Annotated in this window: 20 protein-coding genes; 15 read left to right on the plus strand and 5 right to left on the minus strand. The window is 74.3% G+C overall.

What is annotated here, in order from left to right; all coding sequences use genetic code 11:
- The first annotated feature begins 72 nt into the window (after positions 1-72).
- Positions 73-708 (plus strand): superoxide dismutase, encoded by a 636-nt coding sequence (locus EAH89_RS14750; protein ID WP_140884459.1) that lies wholly within the window; start codon positions 73-75, stop codon positions 706-708.
- An 87-nt stretch (positions 709-795) separates the two neighbouring features.
- Here the strand turns inward: EAH89_RS14750 and yajC are convergent, their stop codons facing one another.
- Entirely contained in the window at positions 796-1,143 is a 348-nt protein-coding gene (yajC, locus tag EAH89_RS14755) for a preprotein translocase subunit YajC (RefSeq protein WP_140884460.1), read from the minus strand.
- A gap of 127 nt (positions 1,144-1,270) precedes the next feature.
- On the opposite strand from yajC, the gene EAH89_RS14760 reads away from it, so the two are divergent.
- Both EAH89_RS14760 and EAH89_RS14765 read left to right on the plus strand, forming a co-directional pair.
- The gene (locus tag EAH89_RS14760; protein WP_140884461.1) at positions 1,271-2,122 is read left to right on the plus strand and encodes an ATP-binding protein; all 852 of its coding nucleotides are present in this window, start codon (positions 1,271-1,273) and stop codon (positions 2,120-2,122) included.
- Positions 2,119-3,084: an MBL fold metallo-hydrolase gene (locus EAH89_RS14765; protein ID WP_241667030.1), complete on the plus strand. Its 966-nt coding sequence runs from the start codon at positions 2,119-2,121 to the stop codon at positions 3,082-3,084. The genes EAH89_RS14760 and EAH89_RS14765 overlap by 4 nt, the downstream gene beginning before the upstream one ends.
- Here EAH89_RS14765 and EAH89_RS14770 read toward each other — a convergent pair.
- The 3 genes from EAH89_RS14770 to prpB all read right to left on the minus strand — a co-directional run bounded on the left by EAH89_RS14770 (position 3,081) and on the right by prpB (position 5,057).
- Positions 3,081-3,464: a GNAT family N-acetyltransferase gene (locus EAH89_RS14770; protein WP_338325532.1), complete on the minus strand. Its 384-nt coding sequence runs from the start codon at positions 3,462-3,464 to the stop codon at positions 3,081-3,083. The genes EAH89_RS14765 and EAH89_RS14770 overlap by 4 nt on opposite strands.
- 169 nt (positions 3,465-3,633) lie before the next feature.
- Entirely contained in the window at positions 3,634-4,119 is a 486-nt protein-coding gene (locus EAH89_RS14775; protein ID WP_140884462.1) for a DUF192 domain-containing protein, read from the minus strand.
- A complete protein-coding gene (prpB, locus tag EAH89_RS14780; RefSeq protein ID WP_140884463.1) occupies positions 4,116-5,057 on the minus strand; it encodes a methylisocitrate lyase in 942 nt (313 codons plus the stop codon). The genes EAH89_RS14775 and prpB overlap by 4 nt, the downstream gene beginning before the upstream one ends.
- A gap of 248 nt (positions 5,058-5,305) precedes the next feature.
- On the opposite strand from prpB, the gene EAH89_RS14785 reads away from it, so the two are divergent.
- From EAH89_RS14785 to EAH89_RS14840, 12 genes are all read left to right on the plus strand, one after another.
- On the plus strand, positions 5,306-6,022 hold the full coding sequence (locus EAH89_RS14785) for a CoxG family protein (protein ID WP_140884464.1): 717 nt from the start codon (positions 5,306-5,308) through the stop codon (positions 6,020-6,022).
- 7 nt (positions 6,023-6,029) lie between these two features.
- Entirely contained in the window at positions 6,030-6,935 is a 906-nt protein-coding gene (locus EAH89_RS14790; RefSeq protein ID WP_241667031.1) for an AAA family ATPase, read from the plus strand.
- Complete coding sequence (locus tag EAH89_RS14795) at positions 6,932-8,086, plus strand: vWA domain-containing protein (protein ID WP_140884465.1); 1,155 nt, start codon at positions 6,932-6,934, stop codon at positions 8,084-8,086. Before EAH89_RS14790 ends, EAH89_RS14795 begins: the two co-directional genes overlap by 4 nt.
- A complete protein-coding gene (locus EAH89_RS14800; protein ID WP_140884466.1) occupies positions 8,083-8,403 on the plus strand; it encodes an XdhC family protein in 321 nt (106 codons plus the stop codon). Before EAH89_RS14795 ends, EAH89_RS14800 begins: the two co-directional genes overlap by 4 nt.
- A complete protein-coding gene (locus EAH89_RS14805; RefSeq protein ID WP_140884467.1) occupies positions 8,400-9,083 on the plus strand; it encodes an XdhC family protein in 684 nt (227 codons plus the stop codon). The genes EAH89_RS14800 and EAH89_RS14805 overlap by 4 nt, the downstream gene beginning before the upstream one ends.
- The gene (locus EAH89_RS14810) at positions 9,080-10,702 is read left to right on the plus strand and encodes an NTP transferase domain-containing protein (RefSeq protein WP_140884468.1); all 1,623 of its coding nucleotides are present in this window, start codon (positions 9,080-9,082) and stop codon (positions 10,700-10,702) included. The genes EAH89_RS14805 and EAH89_RS14810 overlap by 4 nt, the downstream gene beginning before the upstream one ends.
- Positions 10,703-10,752: 50 nt before the next feature.
- Positions 10,753-11,250 carry a hypothetical protein gene (locus tag EAH89_RS14815; RefSeq protein WP_194152335.1) on the plus strand — a complete coding sequence of 166 codons (498 nt, stop codon included), beginning with the start codon at positions 10,753-10,755 and terminating at the stop codon, positions 11,248-11,250.
- The gene (locus EAH89_RS14820; protein WP_140884469.1) at positions 11,247-11,585 is read left to right on the plus strand and encodes a hypothetical protein; all 339 of its coding nucleotides are present in this window, start codon (positions 11,247-11,249) and stop codon (positions 11,583-11,585) included. The genes EAH89_RS14815 and EAH89_RS14820 overlap by 4 nt, the downstream gene beginning before the upstream one ends.
- A gap of 7 nt (positions 11,586-11,592) precedes the next feature.
- Positions 11,593-12,855 (plus strand): MFS transporter, encoded by a 1,263-nt coding sequence (locus EAH89_RS14825; protein ID WP_241667032.1) that lies wholly within the window; start codon positions 11,593-11,595, stop codon positions 12,853-12,855.
- Positions 12,855-13,832 carry a Gfo/Idh/MocA family protein gene (locus EAH89_RS14830; protein WP_162861319.1) on the plus strand — a complete coding sequence of 326 codons (978 nt, stop codon included), beginning with the start codon at positions 12,855-12,857 and terminating at the stop codon, positions 13,830-13,832. The genes EAH89_RS14825 and EAH89_RS14830 overlap by 1 nt, the downstream gene beginning before the upstream one ends.
- Positions 13,833-13,942: 110 nt before the next feature.
- Complete coding sequence (locus tag EAH89_RS14835; protein WP_140884471.1) at positions 13,943-14,293, plus strand: RidA family protein; 351 nt, start codon at positions 13,943-13,945, stop codon at positions 14,291-14,293.
- A 364-nt stretch (positions 14,294-14,657) separates the two neighbouring features.
- A complete protein-coding gene (locus EAH89_RS14840) occupies positions 14,658-15,449 on the plus strand; it encodes a CHAP domain-containing protein (protein WP_140884472.1) in 792 nt (263 codons plus the stop codon).
- Positions 15,450-15,477: 28 nt separating this feature from the next.
- On the opposite strand, the gene EAH89_RS14845 is transcribed toward EAH89_RS14840, so the two are convergent.
- Positions 15,478-16,848, minus strand: a complete 1,371-nt coding sequence (locus tag EAH89_RS14845) for a PleD family two-component system response regulator (RefSeq protein ID WP_140884473.1) — start codon at positions 16,846-16,848, stop codon at positions 15,478-15,480.
- Between the last annotated feature and the right edge of the window lie 47 nt (positions 16,849-16,895).

A 16,895-nucleotide genomic window follows, 5' to 3' on the forward strand; every position in this document is an offset into this window, starting at 1 on the left:
ACGCCCCCCGGCCTTGGCCGAGGGGGTCGCAAGCGCGACACTGCGCGCCGAGCGAACCACAAGGAGATGCCCATGGCCTTCAGCCTTCCCCCCCTGCCCTATGATCCCGGCGCGCTGGCCGCGCGCGGCATGCAGCAGGAGACGCTGGAGCTGCACCACGGCAAGCACCACCAGGCCTATGTGACGGCGCTGAACGGCCTCATCGAGAGCAAGGGCCTGCAGGGCAAGACGCTCGAGCAGATCGTGGCCGAGGCCGGCAAGGCGGGCGCCGACGGCCTGCCCGTGCTGAACCAGGCCGGCCAGCACTGGAACCACCTCCTGTTCTGGCAGGTGATGTCGCCCAACGGCGGCGACGACAAGATCCCGGGCGCGCTGATGAGCCGCATCGAGAGCGACCTCGGCGGCCTCCAGAAGTTCAAGGACGACTTCAAGCAGGCCGGCGTCACGCAGTTCGGCTCGGGCTGGGCCTGGCTGATCGAGGACGCCTCGGGCAAGCTCAAGATCACCAAGACCCCGAACGGCTCCAACCCCGTCGCCACCGGCGAGGGCACGCCGCTGCTGGGCGTCGACGTGTGGGAGCACTCCTACTACCTCGACTTCCGCAACCGCCGCCCGGACTACCTGACGAACTGGCTGGACAAGCTCGTCAACTGGGAGTTCGTGGCCTCGCTGATGGGCAAGGGCATGACCTCCGGCCAGACGGCCTGACGGTCTCGGTCCGCCGCCACGGCGCCGGAACGACGAAGGGCGCCGCGGGTCATCCCCGCGGCGCCCTTCGCGCGTTCGGCGGGCCGCTCAGGACTTGGCGGGAACCGTGTCGTTGGCCGGCGTCGGGCGGATGACGCTGCCGATCGTCGTGCGCACGAGGGTCACGCGGACGTTCGGCGCGATCTCGGCCTCGATCTCGTCCGAGCCCTCCTTCACCTTCGTGATGGTGGCGACGAGCCCGCCGCCGGTGACCACGCGGTCGCCGCGCTTGAGCTGGCCGAGCATGTCCCGATGCTCCTTCAGCTTCTTCTGCTGCGGGCGGATGAGGATGAAATAGAACACGCCGAAGATGAGCAGCAGCGGCGCGAACTGCATCAGCATGCCGGCGGCGCCGCCTGCGGCCGCGTCCTGCGCGAAGGCCGGGGAGATGAACATGGGGCTGGGCTTCCGTCCGGGCGTTGTGGGTGCGAAGAGGGGCGGAAACTAGCCGTCCGCCCCCCCGCGTCAAGCGGAGGCGGCCGGGCCCCCCGGCAAACCCGCCCGGCCAACCGACGAGAGCACGATGGACCAAGCCCTCCTCAAACGCATCGCGGAGGCGCTGGAGCGCATGGCGCCCCCGCCCGCGGCGCCGATCCGCCTCGCCGGCGCGGACGCCTTCGTCTGGCACCCCGCCCCCCTGCCCCGCCTCGTCCCCGTCCGCCGCGTCTCGGCGGTGGACATCGCCCTCCTCCAGGGCGTGGAGCAACAGAAGGGCCTCCTGCTGGAGAACACCCTCCGCTTCGCCCGCGGCCTGCCCGCCAACAACGCCATGCTTTGGGGCGCCCGCGGCATGGGCAAGTCCTCCCTCGTCAAGGCCGCCCACGCGCGCGCCAACGCCGAGATCCCCGGCAGCCTCGCGCTGATCGAGATCGCACGCGAGGACATCGCGACCCTGCCGGAGCTGCTGGAGATCCTGCGCGACCAGCCGCGCCGCGTGCTCGTCTTCTGCGACGACCTCTCCTTCGAGCGCGAGGATGCCGACTACAAGGCGCTGAAGTCGGTGCTCGACGGCGGTATCGCCGGCCGGCCGGAGAACGTCGTCTTCTACGCGACCTCCAACCGCCGCCACCTCATGCCGCGCGACATGATCGAGAACGAGCAGCAGCGCGCCATCCACGCGAGCGAATCCGTGGAGGAGAAGGTCTCCCTCTCCGACCGCTTCGGCCTCTGGATCGGCTTCCACAACTGTGACCAGCCCACCTACTTCGCGATGGTCGAGGGCTACGCCAAGGCGCTCGGCCTTCCCATCGAGCGCGAGGCGCTGCTGGCGCGCGCGAAGGAGTGGACGGTCACCCGCGGCTCGCGCTCCGGCCGCGTCGCCTGGCAGTTCGCCCTCGACATGGCGGGGGAGCTGGGCGTGAAGGTGCGGGCTTGAGCCCTCCGGGAGGCCGCCAGGGCGCCCAGCGCGACGCCGAGGGACGCTTCCTCAACCCCGACGGCGGCCCGTCCGGCCAGCCCCTCGGGCAGGTCTGGAAGATGATGCGGGAGGGCACCGGCACGCCCTGGCCGCGGCGGGTGACGGACCCGCCCGAGGCGCCGCCGGCCGAGCCGCCGCCGGGCCACGCCGCTATCACCTTCGTCGGCCACGCGACCTTCCTCATCCGCGTCGCGGGCGGGCCGACGCTGCTAACGGACCCCGTCTGGTCCGAGCGGTGCAGCCCCTTCACCTTCCTCGGCCCCCGCCGCGCCCGGGCGCCCGGCCTCGCGCTCGAGGCCCTGCCGCCGGTCGACGCGGTGCTGCTCTCGCACAACCACTACGACCACCTCGACGTCGCGACGCTCCGCCGCCTCGGCGCCCCCCGGATCATCACGGGGCTCGCCAACGCGCCCATCCTGGCCCGCAACGGCATCCTTGCGGCGGAGGAGCTTGACTGGTGGCAGGAGACCAGGGTGGGGGCCGCGACCGTCACCTACCTTCCCGCCCGCCACTTCTCCGCCCGCGGCATCCGCGACCGCGGGCGCTCGCTCTGGGGCGGCTTCGCCGTCCGCACCCCGGCCGGCTCCCTCTTCTTCGCGGGGGACACCGCCTACGGGGGCCACCTGCGCGAGATCGGCGAGGCCCTCGGCCCCTTCCCGATCGGCCTCATCCCGATCGGCGCCTACGAGCCCCGCTGGTTCATGCGCGCGGTCCACATGAACCCGGAGGAAGCCGTCCGCGCCCGCGCCGACCTGGGCGTGCGGACCGCGGTGGCCATGCATTTCGGGACCTTCAAGCTCACCCAGGAGGGCATCGACGAGCCCGCCCGTGCCCTCGCCAAGGCCCGCGCCGCCGCCGGGCTGGCCGAGGGCGACTTCATCGTCCCCCGCTTCGGGCAGACGCTGGTGCTACCCTTCTAGGAGCGCCCTCCAGGGGCGGGGGCGGGCCGCTCGAAGAGCTGCTCCATCACCTCCTCGCCCCATTGCCGCCCGGGGCGCTCCTCCACGAGGCGGAAGCCCGCCCCCTCGTAGAGGCGTCGGGCGGCGTCGAGGCCGCGGAAGGTCCAGAGACGCGTGGCGGCGAAGCCCCCGGCGTCGCAGAAGCGCAGCGCCTCCCCCAGCAGGCGTCGGCCAAGGCCGGAGCCGCGCTCGCCCTCCTCCACGATGAACCAGCGGAGATGGGCGATCCCCTCGCCCAGGTCCTCGCCGTCGATGGCGACCGTGCCCACCACGCGCCCGCCGCGCCGGGCGGCCCAGAAGCCGTTCGGCGGATGGTCCAGCCGGTCCGCGAACTCGCCCAGCCCAGCCGCGACCCGTCCCTCGAAGAAGCGGCCGAAGCCGGAGAGCCGGGCGTTAGGTCGTGGCGTGCATCTCGACGCATCGGCCGAGCACGCCCGGCGCGTAGCCGCGACGGATCTCGGCCGCCGCGTCCCCGCTCACCGCCGGGGCGCCCCGGCGCGGCGGTCCGGGCTAGCGCGCTGTGCCAAAGATGCGCTGCTCCACCCGGTCGCCCACCCGGATGTTCAGCCGCTCCGCCGTCCCCGCCGCCAGCTCCAGCGTCGCGCGCACCGGCCCGCCGGAGCTGATGGTGGCGAGGCTCCGCGGCACCGTGCGCTCGGCGATCCGCAGCACCGTGCCGCCCTCGGTGATGAAGACCATGTCGAGCGAGGCGATGGTGTTGCGCATCCACATGCTGCTCTCGCGCGGCTGTCCCCAGTCGAAGAGCATCCCCTCGTTCGGCCCGACTTCGGTCCGGAACATGAGCCCGACCGTCTGCTGCGCGGGGTCGAGCGCCATCTCCACCTCGAAGGCGTGGCGCCGGCCGTCGCGGGTGACGATCACCAGCGGCTCGGTCGGCAGCTTCGGCTGCGGCCCGTCCTGGGCGGCCGCCGGGCGCGCGATGGCCGCGACGGGGGCGAGGGAGGCGAGGGCGAGAAGTCCGCGGCGCCGCGTCACCGCCCCGCCCCCTCCGCCTCGCGCTGCGGCATCCCCTCGGGGATGACGGTGCGGACGAGGCTCGCGTCCAGCGCCTCGTACTCGTGGTAGCGGATGGTCTCGTAGAGCTCGGCGCGGGTCTGCATGCGGTCCACCATGCGGTGGGTCCCGCCGTCGCGGCCGATGGCGGCGTAGAGCTCCTCCATCGCCTTGTTGGCGACCCGCAGCGCCGAGACCGGCCAGATCACCATCGCGTAGCCCATCTCCTCGAACTCGCGATCCGTGAAGAAGGGCGTGCGGCCGAACTCCGTCATGTTGGCCAGCAACTTCACGCCGGGCATGCGGCGGGCGAACTCGCGGAACATCTCGGCGGTCACCAGCGCCTCCGGGAAGATCGCGTCCGCCCCGGCCTCGATGTAGAGCTTCGCGCGGGCCACCGCCCCGTCCATCCCCTCGCTCGCCGCCGCGTCGGTGCGGGCGATGAGGTAGAGGTGGCGGCGGGCCTTGCGGGCGGCGGCGACCTTGGCGGCCATGTCGTGCGGGTCGGCCAGCTTCTTGTCGTTCAGGTGCCCGCACTTCTTCGGCAGGAGCTGGTCCTCGAGATGCACCGCGGCCGCCCCCGCCTCCTCGAAGGCGCGGACCATGTGCATGACGTTCAGCGCCTCGCCGTAGCCGGTGTCCCCGTCCACCAGGACCGGCAGGGCCGAGGCCCGGGCGACCTGGCGGATGTACCAGCAGACGTCGTCGACCGTGATCATGCCGAGGTCGGGCAGGCCCATGTTGGCCGACATGGCCGCCCCCGACATGTACAGCGCCTCGAAGCCCGCCCCCTTGGCCAGCAGCGCCGCCATGCCGGTGTGGGCGCCGGGAAGGCGCAGGATGCCCGGGCGGTCCAGCAGGGCGCGGAAGCGGGCGCCGGCCGGCGCCTCCGGCAGGTCTTCACCAATGACGTAGGGCATGCTCGCCTCCCGGGGTGCTGGCCTCGGGCCCGCGCCGAAGGGGCTCGCCGGGCCTGGCACGCGGAACATCCGCCTTGCCCCCAGGCTAACACCCGCCCTGGCCGCCTGCCAGACAGGCGGCCATGCGCGGGCGGCGCGGGAGCGGGCCGCCGGCCGGGAGGGCCCCGCCCTTTCCCCCCGGCGGCTCAGCCCCTAGCTTGCGCCCCGCAGGAACACCCCCAACCCACCCGCAGAACGGAGAACGCGCCATGGACATGACCGGGAGCCGCCTCATCGAGGCGCCGCGGCAGCGCGTCTGGGAAGCCCTGAACGACCCGGCCGTCCTCCAGGCCGCCATCCCCGGCTGCGAGTCGGTGGAGCGCACGGGCGACGACAGCTTCGCGGCCAAGGTCGCCGTCCGCATCGGCCCCATGTCCGCGAAGTTCGGCGGCAAGGTGACGCTGACCAACGTCCGCCCGCCCGAGGGCTACACCATCACCGGCGAGGGCTCGGGCGGCGCCATGGGCTTCGCCCGCGGCGGCGCCGACGTCTCCCTGACCGAGGAGGGCCCCTCCTCCACGAAGCTCGACTACACCGTGAAGGCGCAGGTCGGCGGCAAGATGGCCCAGCTCGGCGCCCGGCTGGTGGACAGCACCGCCCGGCAGATGGCCGATCAGTTCTTCGACCGCTTCGCCGCACAACTTGCTCCGCCGGCGCCCGTTGCGCCTGAACCCTCCGAAACCCCGACGATGGCGACCGACAGCATGGCCTCTTCCGACACCGTCCCCACCCAGCCGCGCCCCGACGGCGCGCCGATTGCGGCCGGCCGCACCGCCACCGCGGCGCTCCGCCCGGCCGCGGCCAAGCGCACCATCTGGGACACGCTGGACGCCATCCCGCGCGAGCCGCTGGGCCTGCCGATCAACCTCTGGCTCGGCGGCGCCGTCTTCCTCGGCATCCTGATGCTGCTCTTCGTCCTCGGCTGACCGGGGCTTGGCCGAAGCTCGCGCCCCCGCCGACGTCGCCGCCACCCAGGCCCTGCTCGAGGCCGGCGGCTACGTCGCGGACCGGGCGCTCGCCACCACCGTCCACCTGGCGCTGGCCATGGGGCGCCCCATCCTGCTGGAGGGGGAGCCCGGGACCGGCAAGACCGAAATCGCCAAGGTCCTGGCCGCCCAGCTCCCGCGCCGGCTGGTGCGGCTGCAGTGCCACGACGGCATGGACCTCTCCTCGGCCGCCTACGAGTGGAACCACGCCCGCCAGCTCATGGCGATCCGCCTCGCCGAGGGCGCGGGCGGCTCCGGGCGCGCGAGCCTCGAGCACGGCCTCTACGACCGCCGCTTCCTCGAGGCCCGCCCCCTCCTCCAGGCCATCGAGGGCAGCCCCGCCCTCCTCCTGATCGACGAGCTGGACCGCGCCGACGAGCCCTTCGAGGCCTTCCTTCTCGAGATCCTCGCCGACTTCCAGATCACCGTGCCGGAGCTCGGCACCATCCGCGCCGAGACGCCGCCGGTGGTGGTCATCACCTCCAACCGCACGCGCGAGGTCCACGACGCCATCCGGCGCCGCTGCCTCTACCACTGGGTGGACTACCCCGACGCGGGGCGGGAGCGGGCCATCCTCGCCCGGCGCGCGCCGGAGGTGCCGGCCGGGCTCTCCGCCCAGGTCGTCGCCTTCGCCCAGGGCCTGCGGGGCGGGGACGAGTTCTTCAAGCCGCCCGGCGTCGCCGAGACGATCGACTGGGCCCGGGCGCTGACCGCCCTCGACCGGCGGGAGCTCGAGCCCGCGACGGCCGAGGCAACGCTCGGCGTGCTGCTGAAGTACCAGGACGACATCGCCCGCCTCCGCGGCGCCGAGCTGGCCCGACGGGTGGAGGAGGCGCGCGAGGCGGGCTCTTGAGCGCGCTCGCCCCGAACCTCCTCGCCTTCGGCCGGGTCCTTCGCCGCGCCGGGCTGCCGGTCGGCCCCGCGGAGACCCTGGGCGCCGCCGAGGCCCTGTCCCACGTCCCCTTCTCGGACCGCGCCGCCTTCCGGGCCGCGCTCCGAGCCACGATGATCCACCGGCGCGACCACTTCGAGGTCTTCGACGCCGCCTTCGACCTCTTCTGGCGCAACCCGGACGCCTCTCTCGGCGCCCTCGACCCCGACGCGCCGCCCGAGAGCCTTCCCCCCGCCGCCCGCCGCGTCTCGGACGCCATGCCCGGCGCCGCCCCGCCCGCGCCGCCCACGGGCGAGCCCGAGCGGCGCGACGACGCCGCCCTGACGGTGAGCGAGCGCGAGCGCCTGAACCGCCTCGACTTCGAGGCCATGACCGTGGAGGAGCTGGCCGAGGCCAAGCGCGCGATCCGCCGCCTCGTCCTGCCGCTGGCCGAGCGCCCGACGCGGCGCTTCCGCCCCGACCCCTCCGGCCCCCGCGCGGACCTGCGGGCCACGATCCGCGCCTCCATGCGGATGGGCGGCGAGATCACCGGCATCGCCCGCCGGCGCCGCGTCACCCAGCCGCCGCCGCTGGTGCTGCTCTGCGACGTCTCGGGAAGCATGGCCCATTACGCGCAGATCCTGCTGCATTTTCTCCACGCGGTGGCGAACCACCGCGCCCGGGTCCACAGCTTCGTCTTCGGCACGCGGCTGACCAACATCACGCGGGCTCTGCGCAACCGCGACCCCGAGGTCGCCTTCCAGGCGGTCTCCCACATCCTGCCGGACTGGTCGGGCGGCACCCGGATCGGAGAGGCGCTGGACCGCTTCAACCGCCTCTGGGCGCGGCGCGTCCTCGGCCAGGGCGCCGTGGTGCTGCTCATCACCGACGGCCTCGACCGCGGCGGCGCGGAGGGGCTGTCGGAGGCCGCCGAGCGCCTCTCCCACTCCTGCCGCCGGCTCATCTGGCTGAACCCGCTGCTGCGCTACGCCGGGTTCCAGCCCCGCGCCGCCGGCATACGCGCCCTCCTCCCGCACGTGGACGAGCATCGCCAAGTGCATAACCTGAACAGCCTGCGCGCCCTGGTCGCCACCCTCTCGGCGCCCGCGCCCAACGGAGGACGATCGGCATGAGCGGCACCGAGGACATCCTGGAGACCGCCCGCGCCTGGCGCGCGGAGGGCGAGCGCGTGGCGCTGGCGACCGTGGTGGAGACCTGGGGCTCCTCCCCCCGCCCCGCCGGCTCCCGCCTGGCGGTCACCGGCAGCGGGCGCCTGGCGGGCTCCGTCTCGGGCGGCTGCATCGAGGGCGCCGTGGCCGATGTCGCGAAGCAGGTGATGGAGAGCGGCGCGCCCCAGCTTCTCGACTTCGGCATCACCGACGAGCGCGCCTGGGAGGTGGGGCTCGCCTGCGGGGGCAAGCTGAAGGTCTTCGTGGAACCGCTCGCGTGACGCCGGACACCCTCGAGACCCTCCAGGCCGCCCGCGCCGCCCGGCGCCCGGTCGCGCTGCTGACGCGCCTGCCCGACGGCGCCCAGCGCCTGCACCCCGACGAGGCCCTGCCCGACGCCCTGCGGGACGCCGCCGAGGCCGCGCTGCGCGACGACCGCGCCGGGCCGGTCACGGCCGGCGAGGAAACCTGGTTCGTCCAGCCCCAGGTGCCCTCGCCGCGCCTGATCGTGGTCGGCGCCGTCCACGTCGCCCAGGCGCTGGTGCCCATGGCGACCGCGGTCGGGCTGGCCGTCACGGTGGTGGACCCGCGCCGCGCCTTCGCGACGGAGGAACGCTTCCAGGGCGATGTCACGCTGGTCGACGAGTGGCCGGACGACGCGCTGCTCGCGCTGCGGCCCGACTCCCGCACCGCCATCGTCACCCTCACGCACGACCCGAAGCTCGACGACCCCGCGCTCGACGTCGCGCTGAAGTCCGAGGCCTTCTACATCGGCGCGCTCGGCAGCCGCCGCACCCACGCCAAGCGCGTGGAGCGGCTCACCGAGGCCGGGCACGGCGCCGAGGCCATCGCCCGCATCCGCGCCCCGGTCGGCCTCGACATCGGCGCCGTGACGGCGCCCGAGATCGCGCTGTCGATCATCGCCCAGGTCGTCGCGGCGCGCCGGGGCAAGCCCCTGTGATCTTCGGCCCCACCCCGCTGGAGGAGGCGCGCGGCGCCGTCCTCGCCCATACCCTCCGCCTGCCCGGCCGCGTCATCAAGAAGGGCACGGTGCTCGACGCCGAGGCCATCGAGGCGCTGCGCGCGGCCCGCCACCCCGAGGTGATCGCCGCCCGGCTTGAGCCCGGCGACATCCCGGAGAACGAGGCCGCGGACCGCATGGCCGAGGCCATGCTCCGCCCCCTCATCGCCCGCAGCCGGGCCGCGACGGGCCGCGTGAACCTCACCGCCGAGACCGCGGGGCTGCTCCGGGTGGACGCCGCCATGGTGGACCGCCTCAACGGGCTGGACGAGAGCCTGACGCTCGCGACCCTGCCCGACCACGCGGTGGTCGCGCCAAAGGACATGCTGGCGACGCTGAAGGTGATCCCCTTCGCCGCCCCCGCCGGCGCGCTGCAGGTGGCCGAGGCGATGCTGCGCGGCGCCCCCGCCATGACGCTGCACCCCTTCCGCCCGCTGAGGGTCGGCCTCGTCGCCAGCGCGCTGCCGGGCATGAAGGACAAGGTGATCGAGAGCGGCATCGAGGCCACGCGCGCCCGCGTCGAGGCGCTGGCCGGCACGCTGCTGCCGGCCGAGCGCTGCGCCCACGCGACCGCCGCCATCGCCGAAGCCCTCTCCCGCCTCCGCAAGGCCGGCGCGGAGCTCCTGCTCGTGCTCGGCGCCTCCGCGGTGGTGGACCGGCGCGACGTGGCGCCGGCCGCCATCATCAAGGCGGGCGGCGCCATCGAGCACTTCGGCATGCCCGTGGACCCCGGCAACCTCCTCTGCCTCGGGCGGATTGGGGAGGTGCCGGCCATGGTCCTGCCGGGCTGCGCGCGCAGCCCGAAGGTGAACGGCTTCGACTGGGTGCTGGAGCGCCTTTTCGCCGGCGTGCCCGTCCCCCCCCGCGCCATCATGCGCATGGGCGTCGGCGGGCTGCTGAAGGAGATCGAGACCCGGCCGCTGCCCCGGGGCGACGCCCCCTCCCAGCCCGCCGTCCTCGCCCCCCGGCGCCCGCGGCGGGTCGCGGCCCTCGTGCTGGCGGCCGGGCGGTCCCGCCGCATGGCGCCGCTGAACAAGCTGATGGTGCCGGACCGGACCGGGCGCGCGATGATCGTCCGCGTCGTCGAGAACGCCCTCGCCAGCCGCGCGCGGCCCGTCCTCGTCGTCACCGGCCACGAGCGGGAGCGCGTCGAGGAGGCGCTGGCCGGGCGCCCGGTGCTGATGACCCACGCGGAGGGCTACGCCGAGGGCCTCTCCGCCTCGCTCAAGGCCGGCATCGCCGCCCTGCCGGAGGACGTGGAGGGCGTGCTCGTCCTGCTCGGCGACATGCCCCTCGTCGGCCCCGCCATGCTCGACCGACTGCTCGCCGCCTTCGACCCGGAGGAAGGGCGCGCCATCGTGCAGCCGACCTTCCGGGGCAAGCAGGGCAACCCCGTCCTCTGGGGGCGGGAGCTCTTCGCGGAGATCCTCGCGATCTCGGGCGACGTCGGCGCCCGCCACCTCACGGGCAAGCACGGCGACCGCCTGGTCAACGTCGAGATGGCCGACGACGGCGTGCTCCGCGACTTCGACACCCAGGACACGCTGAAGGGCCTCTGAGCCGTCAAGGCCTGATCTTCGGCGGGGGCGGGCCCATGTCGGGAGGGATCATGCCGACCGCCTACGCCATCCCCTTCCCGCCCGAGGCCACGCCCGCCGTGGCCCCCCGGGCGCTCCTCCTCGCCTGGGACGCCGCGCGCGACGCGGCCTCGGCCGCCCTCCACGGTCCCCCCCGGGCCTTCCGCTTCGCCGGCGACCCCTCCCTCGACCTCGTACTGGAGGACCGCGACGCCTGCTGCTGGGCGGAGGCGCTGGACCGCCGGATCGGGCTCGACCACGCGGACGGGGTCGCCACCCTCCTCCGCCTCCTCGCCCTGCTCGAAGTCATGGGTCGCGCCTCCTGGCTGCGCGGCCTCTTCGACATCGGGCGCGAGGGAACCGTGCTGCACCCCGACCTTCTTCGCGCCGCGGCGACCCAACCCCTGGACGGCGCCGCCCGCTTCGATGAAGAGGGTCTGAGGGTCCGGCTCGCGCGGCCGGGCCTGCCACCACGCCAGCCGCCGCCTTCCCCGCCGCGGATCGAGACCACCGGAGCGACGCCCGCATGAACCCCCTCCTCCCCGCGCTGCTCCCCCTGCTGCTGGCGGCAGGCTGCAGCGCGCCGCTCCCCGGCACCGGCGGCGGCGCGCCCCGGGGCGAGCGCGCGGCGCTGAACGCCGCCTGCCGCACCCAGGCGGAGCGCGTGGTGAACTACCGCGACCGCGGCCAGACCATGCGGCAGGACGACTACAACGCCCGCGTCGGCACCACCTCCTACCTCGGGCCGCAGGTGATCACGGACCAGATTGCCCAGGTCTACGAGCGCGACCGGATCGCGGCCGAATGCGTGCGCGGCGCCGAGCCCGCCCGCCCCGCGCCCGGTGGGGGCCTCTCCGGGCGCTGAGGCGCCCTTGGCCTCGCCCTTCGCCCGGATCGTCGCGGGCCCGCTCGGCCGGGCGCTCGCCACGCGCAACGCCCGCATCTTCTTCGGGGCCAGCCTCGGCGCCTGGACCGGCCTCTGGATGCACCGGATCGGCGTCGCCTGGCTCGCCTGGGAACTCTCCCGCAGCGCCGCCTGGGTGGGGCTGATCGCCTTCGCGGACCTCGCGCCGGCGGTCCTGGTCAGCCCCGTGGCGGGCGCGCTGGCGGACCGGGTGGACCGGGTGCGGCTCACGATGGTCTCCCAGGGGGTGATCGCGGCCGAGGCCCTGACCGTCGCCGCGCTGACGGCGACGGGGGGCATCTCCATCGGCCTCCTCTTCGCCCTCGAGCTCGTCAGCGGCAGCGCCGCCTCCTTCGCGCAGCCGGCGCGGCAGACGCTGATCCCCGCCCTCGTGGGGCGGGACGACCTGCCGGCGGCGGTCGCGACGAACAGCCTTCTCTTCAACGTCGCGCGCTTCATCGGCCCAGGGGTCGCAGGCGCGGTCATCGCGGCCTGGGGCGTCGCGCCGGCGATCCTCTGCAACGCCCTCGGCCAGAGCTTCGCCAGCCTCTCCATGCCCTGGCTGCGGGTGGACGCCGCCCAGCGGCGCGGCCACCCCGCCACGAGTTCCCTTCTCGCCGAAACGCTGGAGGGCTTCCGCTACGTCGCCCGCCACCCCGGCCTCGGCCCGATCATCGCCTTCTCCGCCGCGACCTCCGTGCTGCTGCGCGGCGTGCAGGAGATCCTGCCGCCCTATGTCGAGCGGCTCTTCGGCCGGGGCGCGGAGTCGCTGGCGGCCCTGACCGCCTGCTTCGCGGTCGGCGCGCTCGTCTCCGGGCTGGTGGTGGCCTCGCGCGGGCGGCTGGCCGGCACCACCCGCGTCGCCGTTCTCGCCATCCTCGCCCAGGCCGCGGCGACGGCGGCCTTCGTCGCGACCGGCGCCTTCCCCGTCGCCATGCTCTGCGCGGCCCTCATCGGGGCGGCGGCCTCGGCGCACGGCATCTCCGTGCAGGTGCTGGCGCAGACGGCGGCCTCGCCGGCCATGCGGGGACGCATCATGTCGCTCTGGGCGCTCGTAACCCGCGCCTGCCCGGCGCTCGGGGCGCTCGCCCTCGGCACGGCGGGGGAGGCCTTCGGGCTCCGCCTGCCCACGCTCGTCGCCGCGCTGCTGGCCGTCGGGATCTTTGCCTGGGGCCTCTCCCGCATGGGCGGGATCGCCCGACAACTCGAGGCACCGAAGGAGACGCCGTGATGCTGGAAGCCGCGCTGGTGGGGATGGGGCGCTGGGGGCAGACCCTGGTGAACAGCGTGCAGGGGCGGAACGGCACCGGCCTCCGCTTCGTCGCCGGGGCGACCCGCAGCCCGGACAAGGCGCGCGGCTGGGCGGCGGAGAAGGGGATCGACCTCCTGCCCGACCTCGACGCCGTCCTCGCCGACCCGCGGGTGAAGGCCGTGGTGCTGGCCACGCCTCACCGGCAGCACGCGGGACAGGTGGTCGCGGCCGCGCGGGCCGGCCGCCACGTCTTCGTCGAGAAGCCCTTCGCCCTCTCAAAGGCCGAGGCCGAGGCGGCGGTCGCGGCCTGCCGGGAGGCGGGCGTCGTCCTGGCGCTCGGCCACAACCGGCGCTTCCTGCCGGCGATCGCCGAGATGAAGCGCCTGCTGGCGGAGGGCGCGCTCGGCACGCTCATGCACGTCGAGGGCCAGATCAGCGGCGCCGGCGCGGAGGGCTGGAAGCCCGGCATGTGGCGCGCCGACCCCCACGAGAGCCCGCTCGGCGGCATGGGTGCCATGGGCATCCACATGATCGACGCGCTGATCAACCTCGCGGGCCCCATCGAGCAGGTCTCGGTCCTCAGCCAGGCCCGGGTGCTGGAGAACGGGCTCGACGACACGACCGCCATGCTCTGCCGCTTCCGCGCCGGGCCGACGGGGCTCTTCGCCACCCTCGCCTCGGCGCCGCGGGTCTGGCGGGTGGGGCTGTTCGGCAGCCAGGGCCGGCTCGAGCAGCGCGACGCGGAGACGCTCGTCTTCCACCCGCGCGAGGGCGAGGGCTGGGAGCGGCGCTTCGAGCGGGCCGACATCGAGCGCGCCGAGCTGGAGGCCTTCGCCGCGGCTGTCGCGGGCGGGCCGGCCTACCCGCTGCCCCTCGAGGAGGCCGTCCACGGCGTCAGCGTCTTCGAGACGATGATCCACGCGGCGGCGAGCGGCGGCCCCGTCCGGGTGCCCTGAGCCGGGTGCCCTGGGCGGGCTTTCCGGGGCGCCGGGCGGGCGGTGCCTTGCCGCCCCCCCGTCCGGCGCCCTAGAAGCCCCGCGCCATTCCGGCCTCGGAGACTTCAGACATGAGCGCGATCCTTCGCAAGGGCGTCGGCCCCGTCCTCTCGACCTCGGTCGAGTACCACGGCTTCGTCTACCTCGCCGGCATCACCGCCGACGACCTCTCCCAGGACGTCACCGGCCAGACGCAGCAGGTGCTGGCCAAGATCGACGCCGCGCTGGAGGAGCACGGCACCGACAAGACCCGCCTGCTGCAGGCCCAGGTCTGGCTGAAGGACATCCGCGACCGCGACGCCATGAACAAGCTCTGGACGGGCTGGCTGCCCCAGGGCGGCGCCCCCGTGCGCGCCTGCGTCGAGGCCAACATGGCCGACCCGCGCCACCTCGTGGAGATCATGGTCACCGCCTGCCGCTGACGGCGCCCGGCCCGGGGCGCGCCGTCCGGCCGCCCCGGAGCCACCCTATCAGGCACCGCCGACGCGGCATGGTTGCCCAAAGCGTTGCGTTTTCAACCACTAAGACTCTGTGGCCGCCCGGCAGCCACACTGTGTCCTCAGACGACGTTCTGTCCAATCCCTAGGACATCGTTCCCGATCCTTGAACGGGCGCTCTCGCCGAACCGGCAAATCGATCCCTTTGCTGCGCCGCGGCGGGATCATCGGTTGCCCGGTTTTCGCCCCAGACCCTAACACCGCCTGAGTAACACCGGCGTGACGGCGCCGCAGCGGCGCGACCGGTCGAACACCGGTGGGGGCGAAGGACACTGTTTTGGGGGACTACATGCGGGCCAAGAACGCTGCTGCCATCGTCGTGACCTGCGGGCTGGTGCTCGCGCCGCAGCTCATCGCAAGCGCCGCCGCCTCCCCCAGCCGCAGCAACACGAAGCACGTCTCCGCCGCCCCGTCCGCCGGCGAGAGCGACGGGGCGCGCGAGGCCCAGCCCTCCCGCCCGCTCCGCACCTCCGGCCCGAAGGCCGGCGCGACGCGCCGCGCCGAGGAGCGCGAGACCCCCCTGGCCACCATGGCGCCGCGCTACGACTTCGCGGCGCGGATTTCCTGCGTGCCCTACGCCCGGATGGTCTCGGGCATCGAGATCATCGGCAACGGCGGCACCTGGTGGAACAACGCGGCCGGCCTTTACCAGCGCGGCCATCGCCCCGAGGTCGGCTCCGTGCTCGTGTTCCGGCCTTCGGGCGGCATGCGGCTCGGCCATGTCGCGGTCGTCGAGCGGCAGGTCTCGGCGCGCGAGATCACGGTGCACCACGCGAACTGGGAAGGGCCGGGGATCCGCAAGGGCACCGTGACCCGCGACATCACGGTCATCGACGTCTCCGACAACAACGACTGGACCGAGGTGCGCGTGCAGATCGGGCGCGAGCCCGGCAGCTTCGGCCGCGTCTACCCGACCTACGGCTTCGTCTTCAACCGCCCCGAGGGCGGCGCGCCGCGCGGCCCGATCATGGTGCGCGCGAACGGGCCGATGCAGGAGGTGGCGGAGGCGCCGGCGCCGAGCGCGCATCTCCGCTTCATCAACACCTCGATCGGCGGCCTCGGGATCGAAGGCGGGCGCTGACGCGCGTCGTCGGCCCGGGGGCCGGCGCTCAGGCGCGGGCGCGCGCCCAGTCGGCGCCGTCGGCGACCTCGATCCGATTCCGCCCCTTCTCCTTCGCGCGGTAGAGCGCGAGGTCGGCGGTGCCGGCCAGGGTGTCGACCGTGCATTCCGGCACCGCGACGGCCACGCCGATGCTGATGCTCACCTCGAGCGAGCGCTCCCCCACCCGGATCGGCCGCTCGCAGATCGACAGGCGAAGCCGCTCGGCCACCATCGTCGCGTCCTCGGGCGGCTGCGGCGACATCGCCACGACGAACTCCTCGCCCCCGAAGCGCGCGACCACGTCCACAGCGCGGAGATGCAGGCGGAGCCGCTCGGCCACCTCCTTCAGCACGGCGTCGCCGAAGCCGTGGCCGTAGGTGTCGTTCACCGTCTTGAAGCGGTCGACGTCGATCAGGAGCATCGTGGCGCCCCCGGCGCGCAGCAGCCCCTCAAGGTGGCGGGTGACGTAGCGGCGGTTGCGCAGCCCCGTCAGGCTGTCCGTCACCGCGAGCTCGAGACTCCGCTGGAGGTCGCCGCGCAGGCGCTCCTGGTAGCGCTTGCGGCGGATCTGGTTCCGGGCCCGCGCGCGAAGCTCGTTCGCGTCGACCGGGCGAAGGACGTGGTCGTTGGCCCCGAGGTCGAAGCCGCGCAGCACCTGGTTGCGCTGGTCCACGTCCGCCACGAGCAGCACGGGGACCTCCCGCGTCGAGGCCTGCGCGCGCATGCGGGACGCGAGCCGGAGCCCCTCCCCCTCGTCGAGCCAGAGGCTGAGGACCGCGAGGTCGAAGTCGTCGCCCAGCAGGCGGGCCCAGGCGGTGGCGGCGTCGGGCGCGCGGGTCACGCGGATGCCGTCCTGGGCTAGGATGGCGGCGAGGGAGGCCGCCTCCCCGTCGTCCTCAGTCGCCAGCAGCGCGCTCGCGCCGGTGACGCTGCGGGAGGGGTCGGGCATCGGCTCGAAGCCGAGGTCCTTCGCCGTCTCGGCGCGCAGGCGGAAGGCATCGAGCACCTGCTTTGTGCGCAGGAGCGCGCGCAGCCGCGCGAAGAGCGTCGCGTGGTCGACCGGCTTGGAGAGGAAGTCGTCCGCCCCCGCCTCGAGCCCGCGCACGCGCTCGGCCTGGTCCACCAGGGCGGTGATCATCACGACGGGGATGTAGGAGGTGAGCGGCGAGCCCTTGAGCAAGCGGCAGACCTCGTAGCCGTCCATGCCGGGCATCATCACGTCGAGGAGGATGACGTCGGGCGACCAGGACTGCGCGAGCCGCAGCGCCTCCGGGCCGGAATTGGCCAGCGCCACCTCGTAGTACTCGGCGTTCAGCCGGGCCTCGAGGAGCTTTAGGTTGGCGGCGATGTCGTCCACCACCAGCACGCGCGCGGTCACGGCCCGCCTATTCCGCGCCTGGGGGGCGGTGCCACGTCACGGCGCCA

It is taken from the genome of Muricoccus nepalensis, from assembly GCF_006438825.1.
Lineage (GTDB): Bacteria > Pseudomonadota > Alphaproteobacteria > Acetobacterales > Acetobacteraceae > Roseomonas > Roseomonas nepalensis.

Coding starts and splice junctions, on each gene's coding strand:
- EAH89_RS14750 (WP_140884459.1), top strand. CDS start 73: ATGGCCTTCAGCCTTCCCCCCCTGCCCTATGATCCCGGCGCGCTGGCC.
- EAH89_RS14820 (WP_140884469.1), top strand. CDS start 11,247: ATGAACCCCCTCCTCCCCGCGCTGCTCCCCCTGCTGCTGGCGGCAGGC.
- EAH89_RS14760 (WP_140884461.1), top strand. CDS start 1,271: ATGGACCAAGCCCTCCTCAAACGCATCGCGGAGGCGCTGGAGCGCATG.
- EAH89_RS14815 (WP_194152335.1), top strand. CDS start 10,753: ATGCCGACCGCCTACGCCATCCCCTTCCCGCCCGAGGCCACGCCCGCC.
- EAH89_RS14840 (WP_140884472.1), top strand. CDS start 14,658: ATGCGGGCCAAGAACGCTGCTGCCATCGTCGTGACCTGCGGGCTGGTG.
- EAH89_RS14800 (WP_140884466.1), top strand. CDS start 8,083: ATGAGCGGCACCGAGGACATCCTGGAGACCGCCCGCGCCTGGCGCGCG.
- EAH89_RS14830 (WP_162861319.1), top strand. CDS start 12,855: ATGCTGGAAGCCGCGCTGGTGGGGATGGGGCGCTGGGGGCAGACCCTG.
- prpB (WP_140884463.1), bottom strand. CDS start 5,057: ATGCCCTACGTCATTGGTGAAGACCTGCCGGAGGCGCCGGCCGGCGCC.
- EAH89_RS14835 (WP_140884471.1), top strand. CDS start 13,943: ATGAGCGCGATCCTTCGCAAGGGCGTCGGCCCCGTCCTCTCGACCTCG.
- yajC (WP_140884460.1), bottom strand. CDS start 1,143: ATGTTCATCTCCCCGGCCTTCGCGCAGGACGCGGCCGCAGGCGGCGCC.
- EAH89_RS14785 (WP_140884464.1), top strand. CDS start 5,306: ATGGACATGACCGGGAGCCGCCTCATCGAGGCGCCGCGGCAGCGCGTC.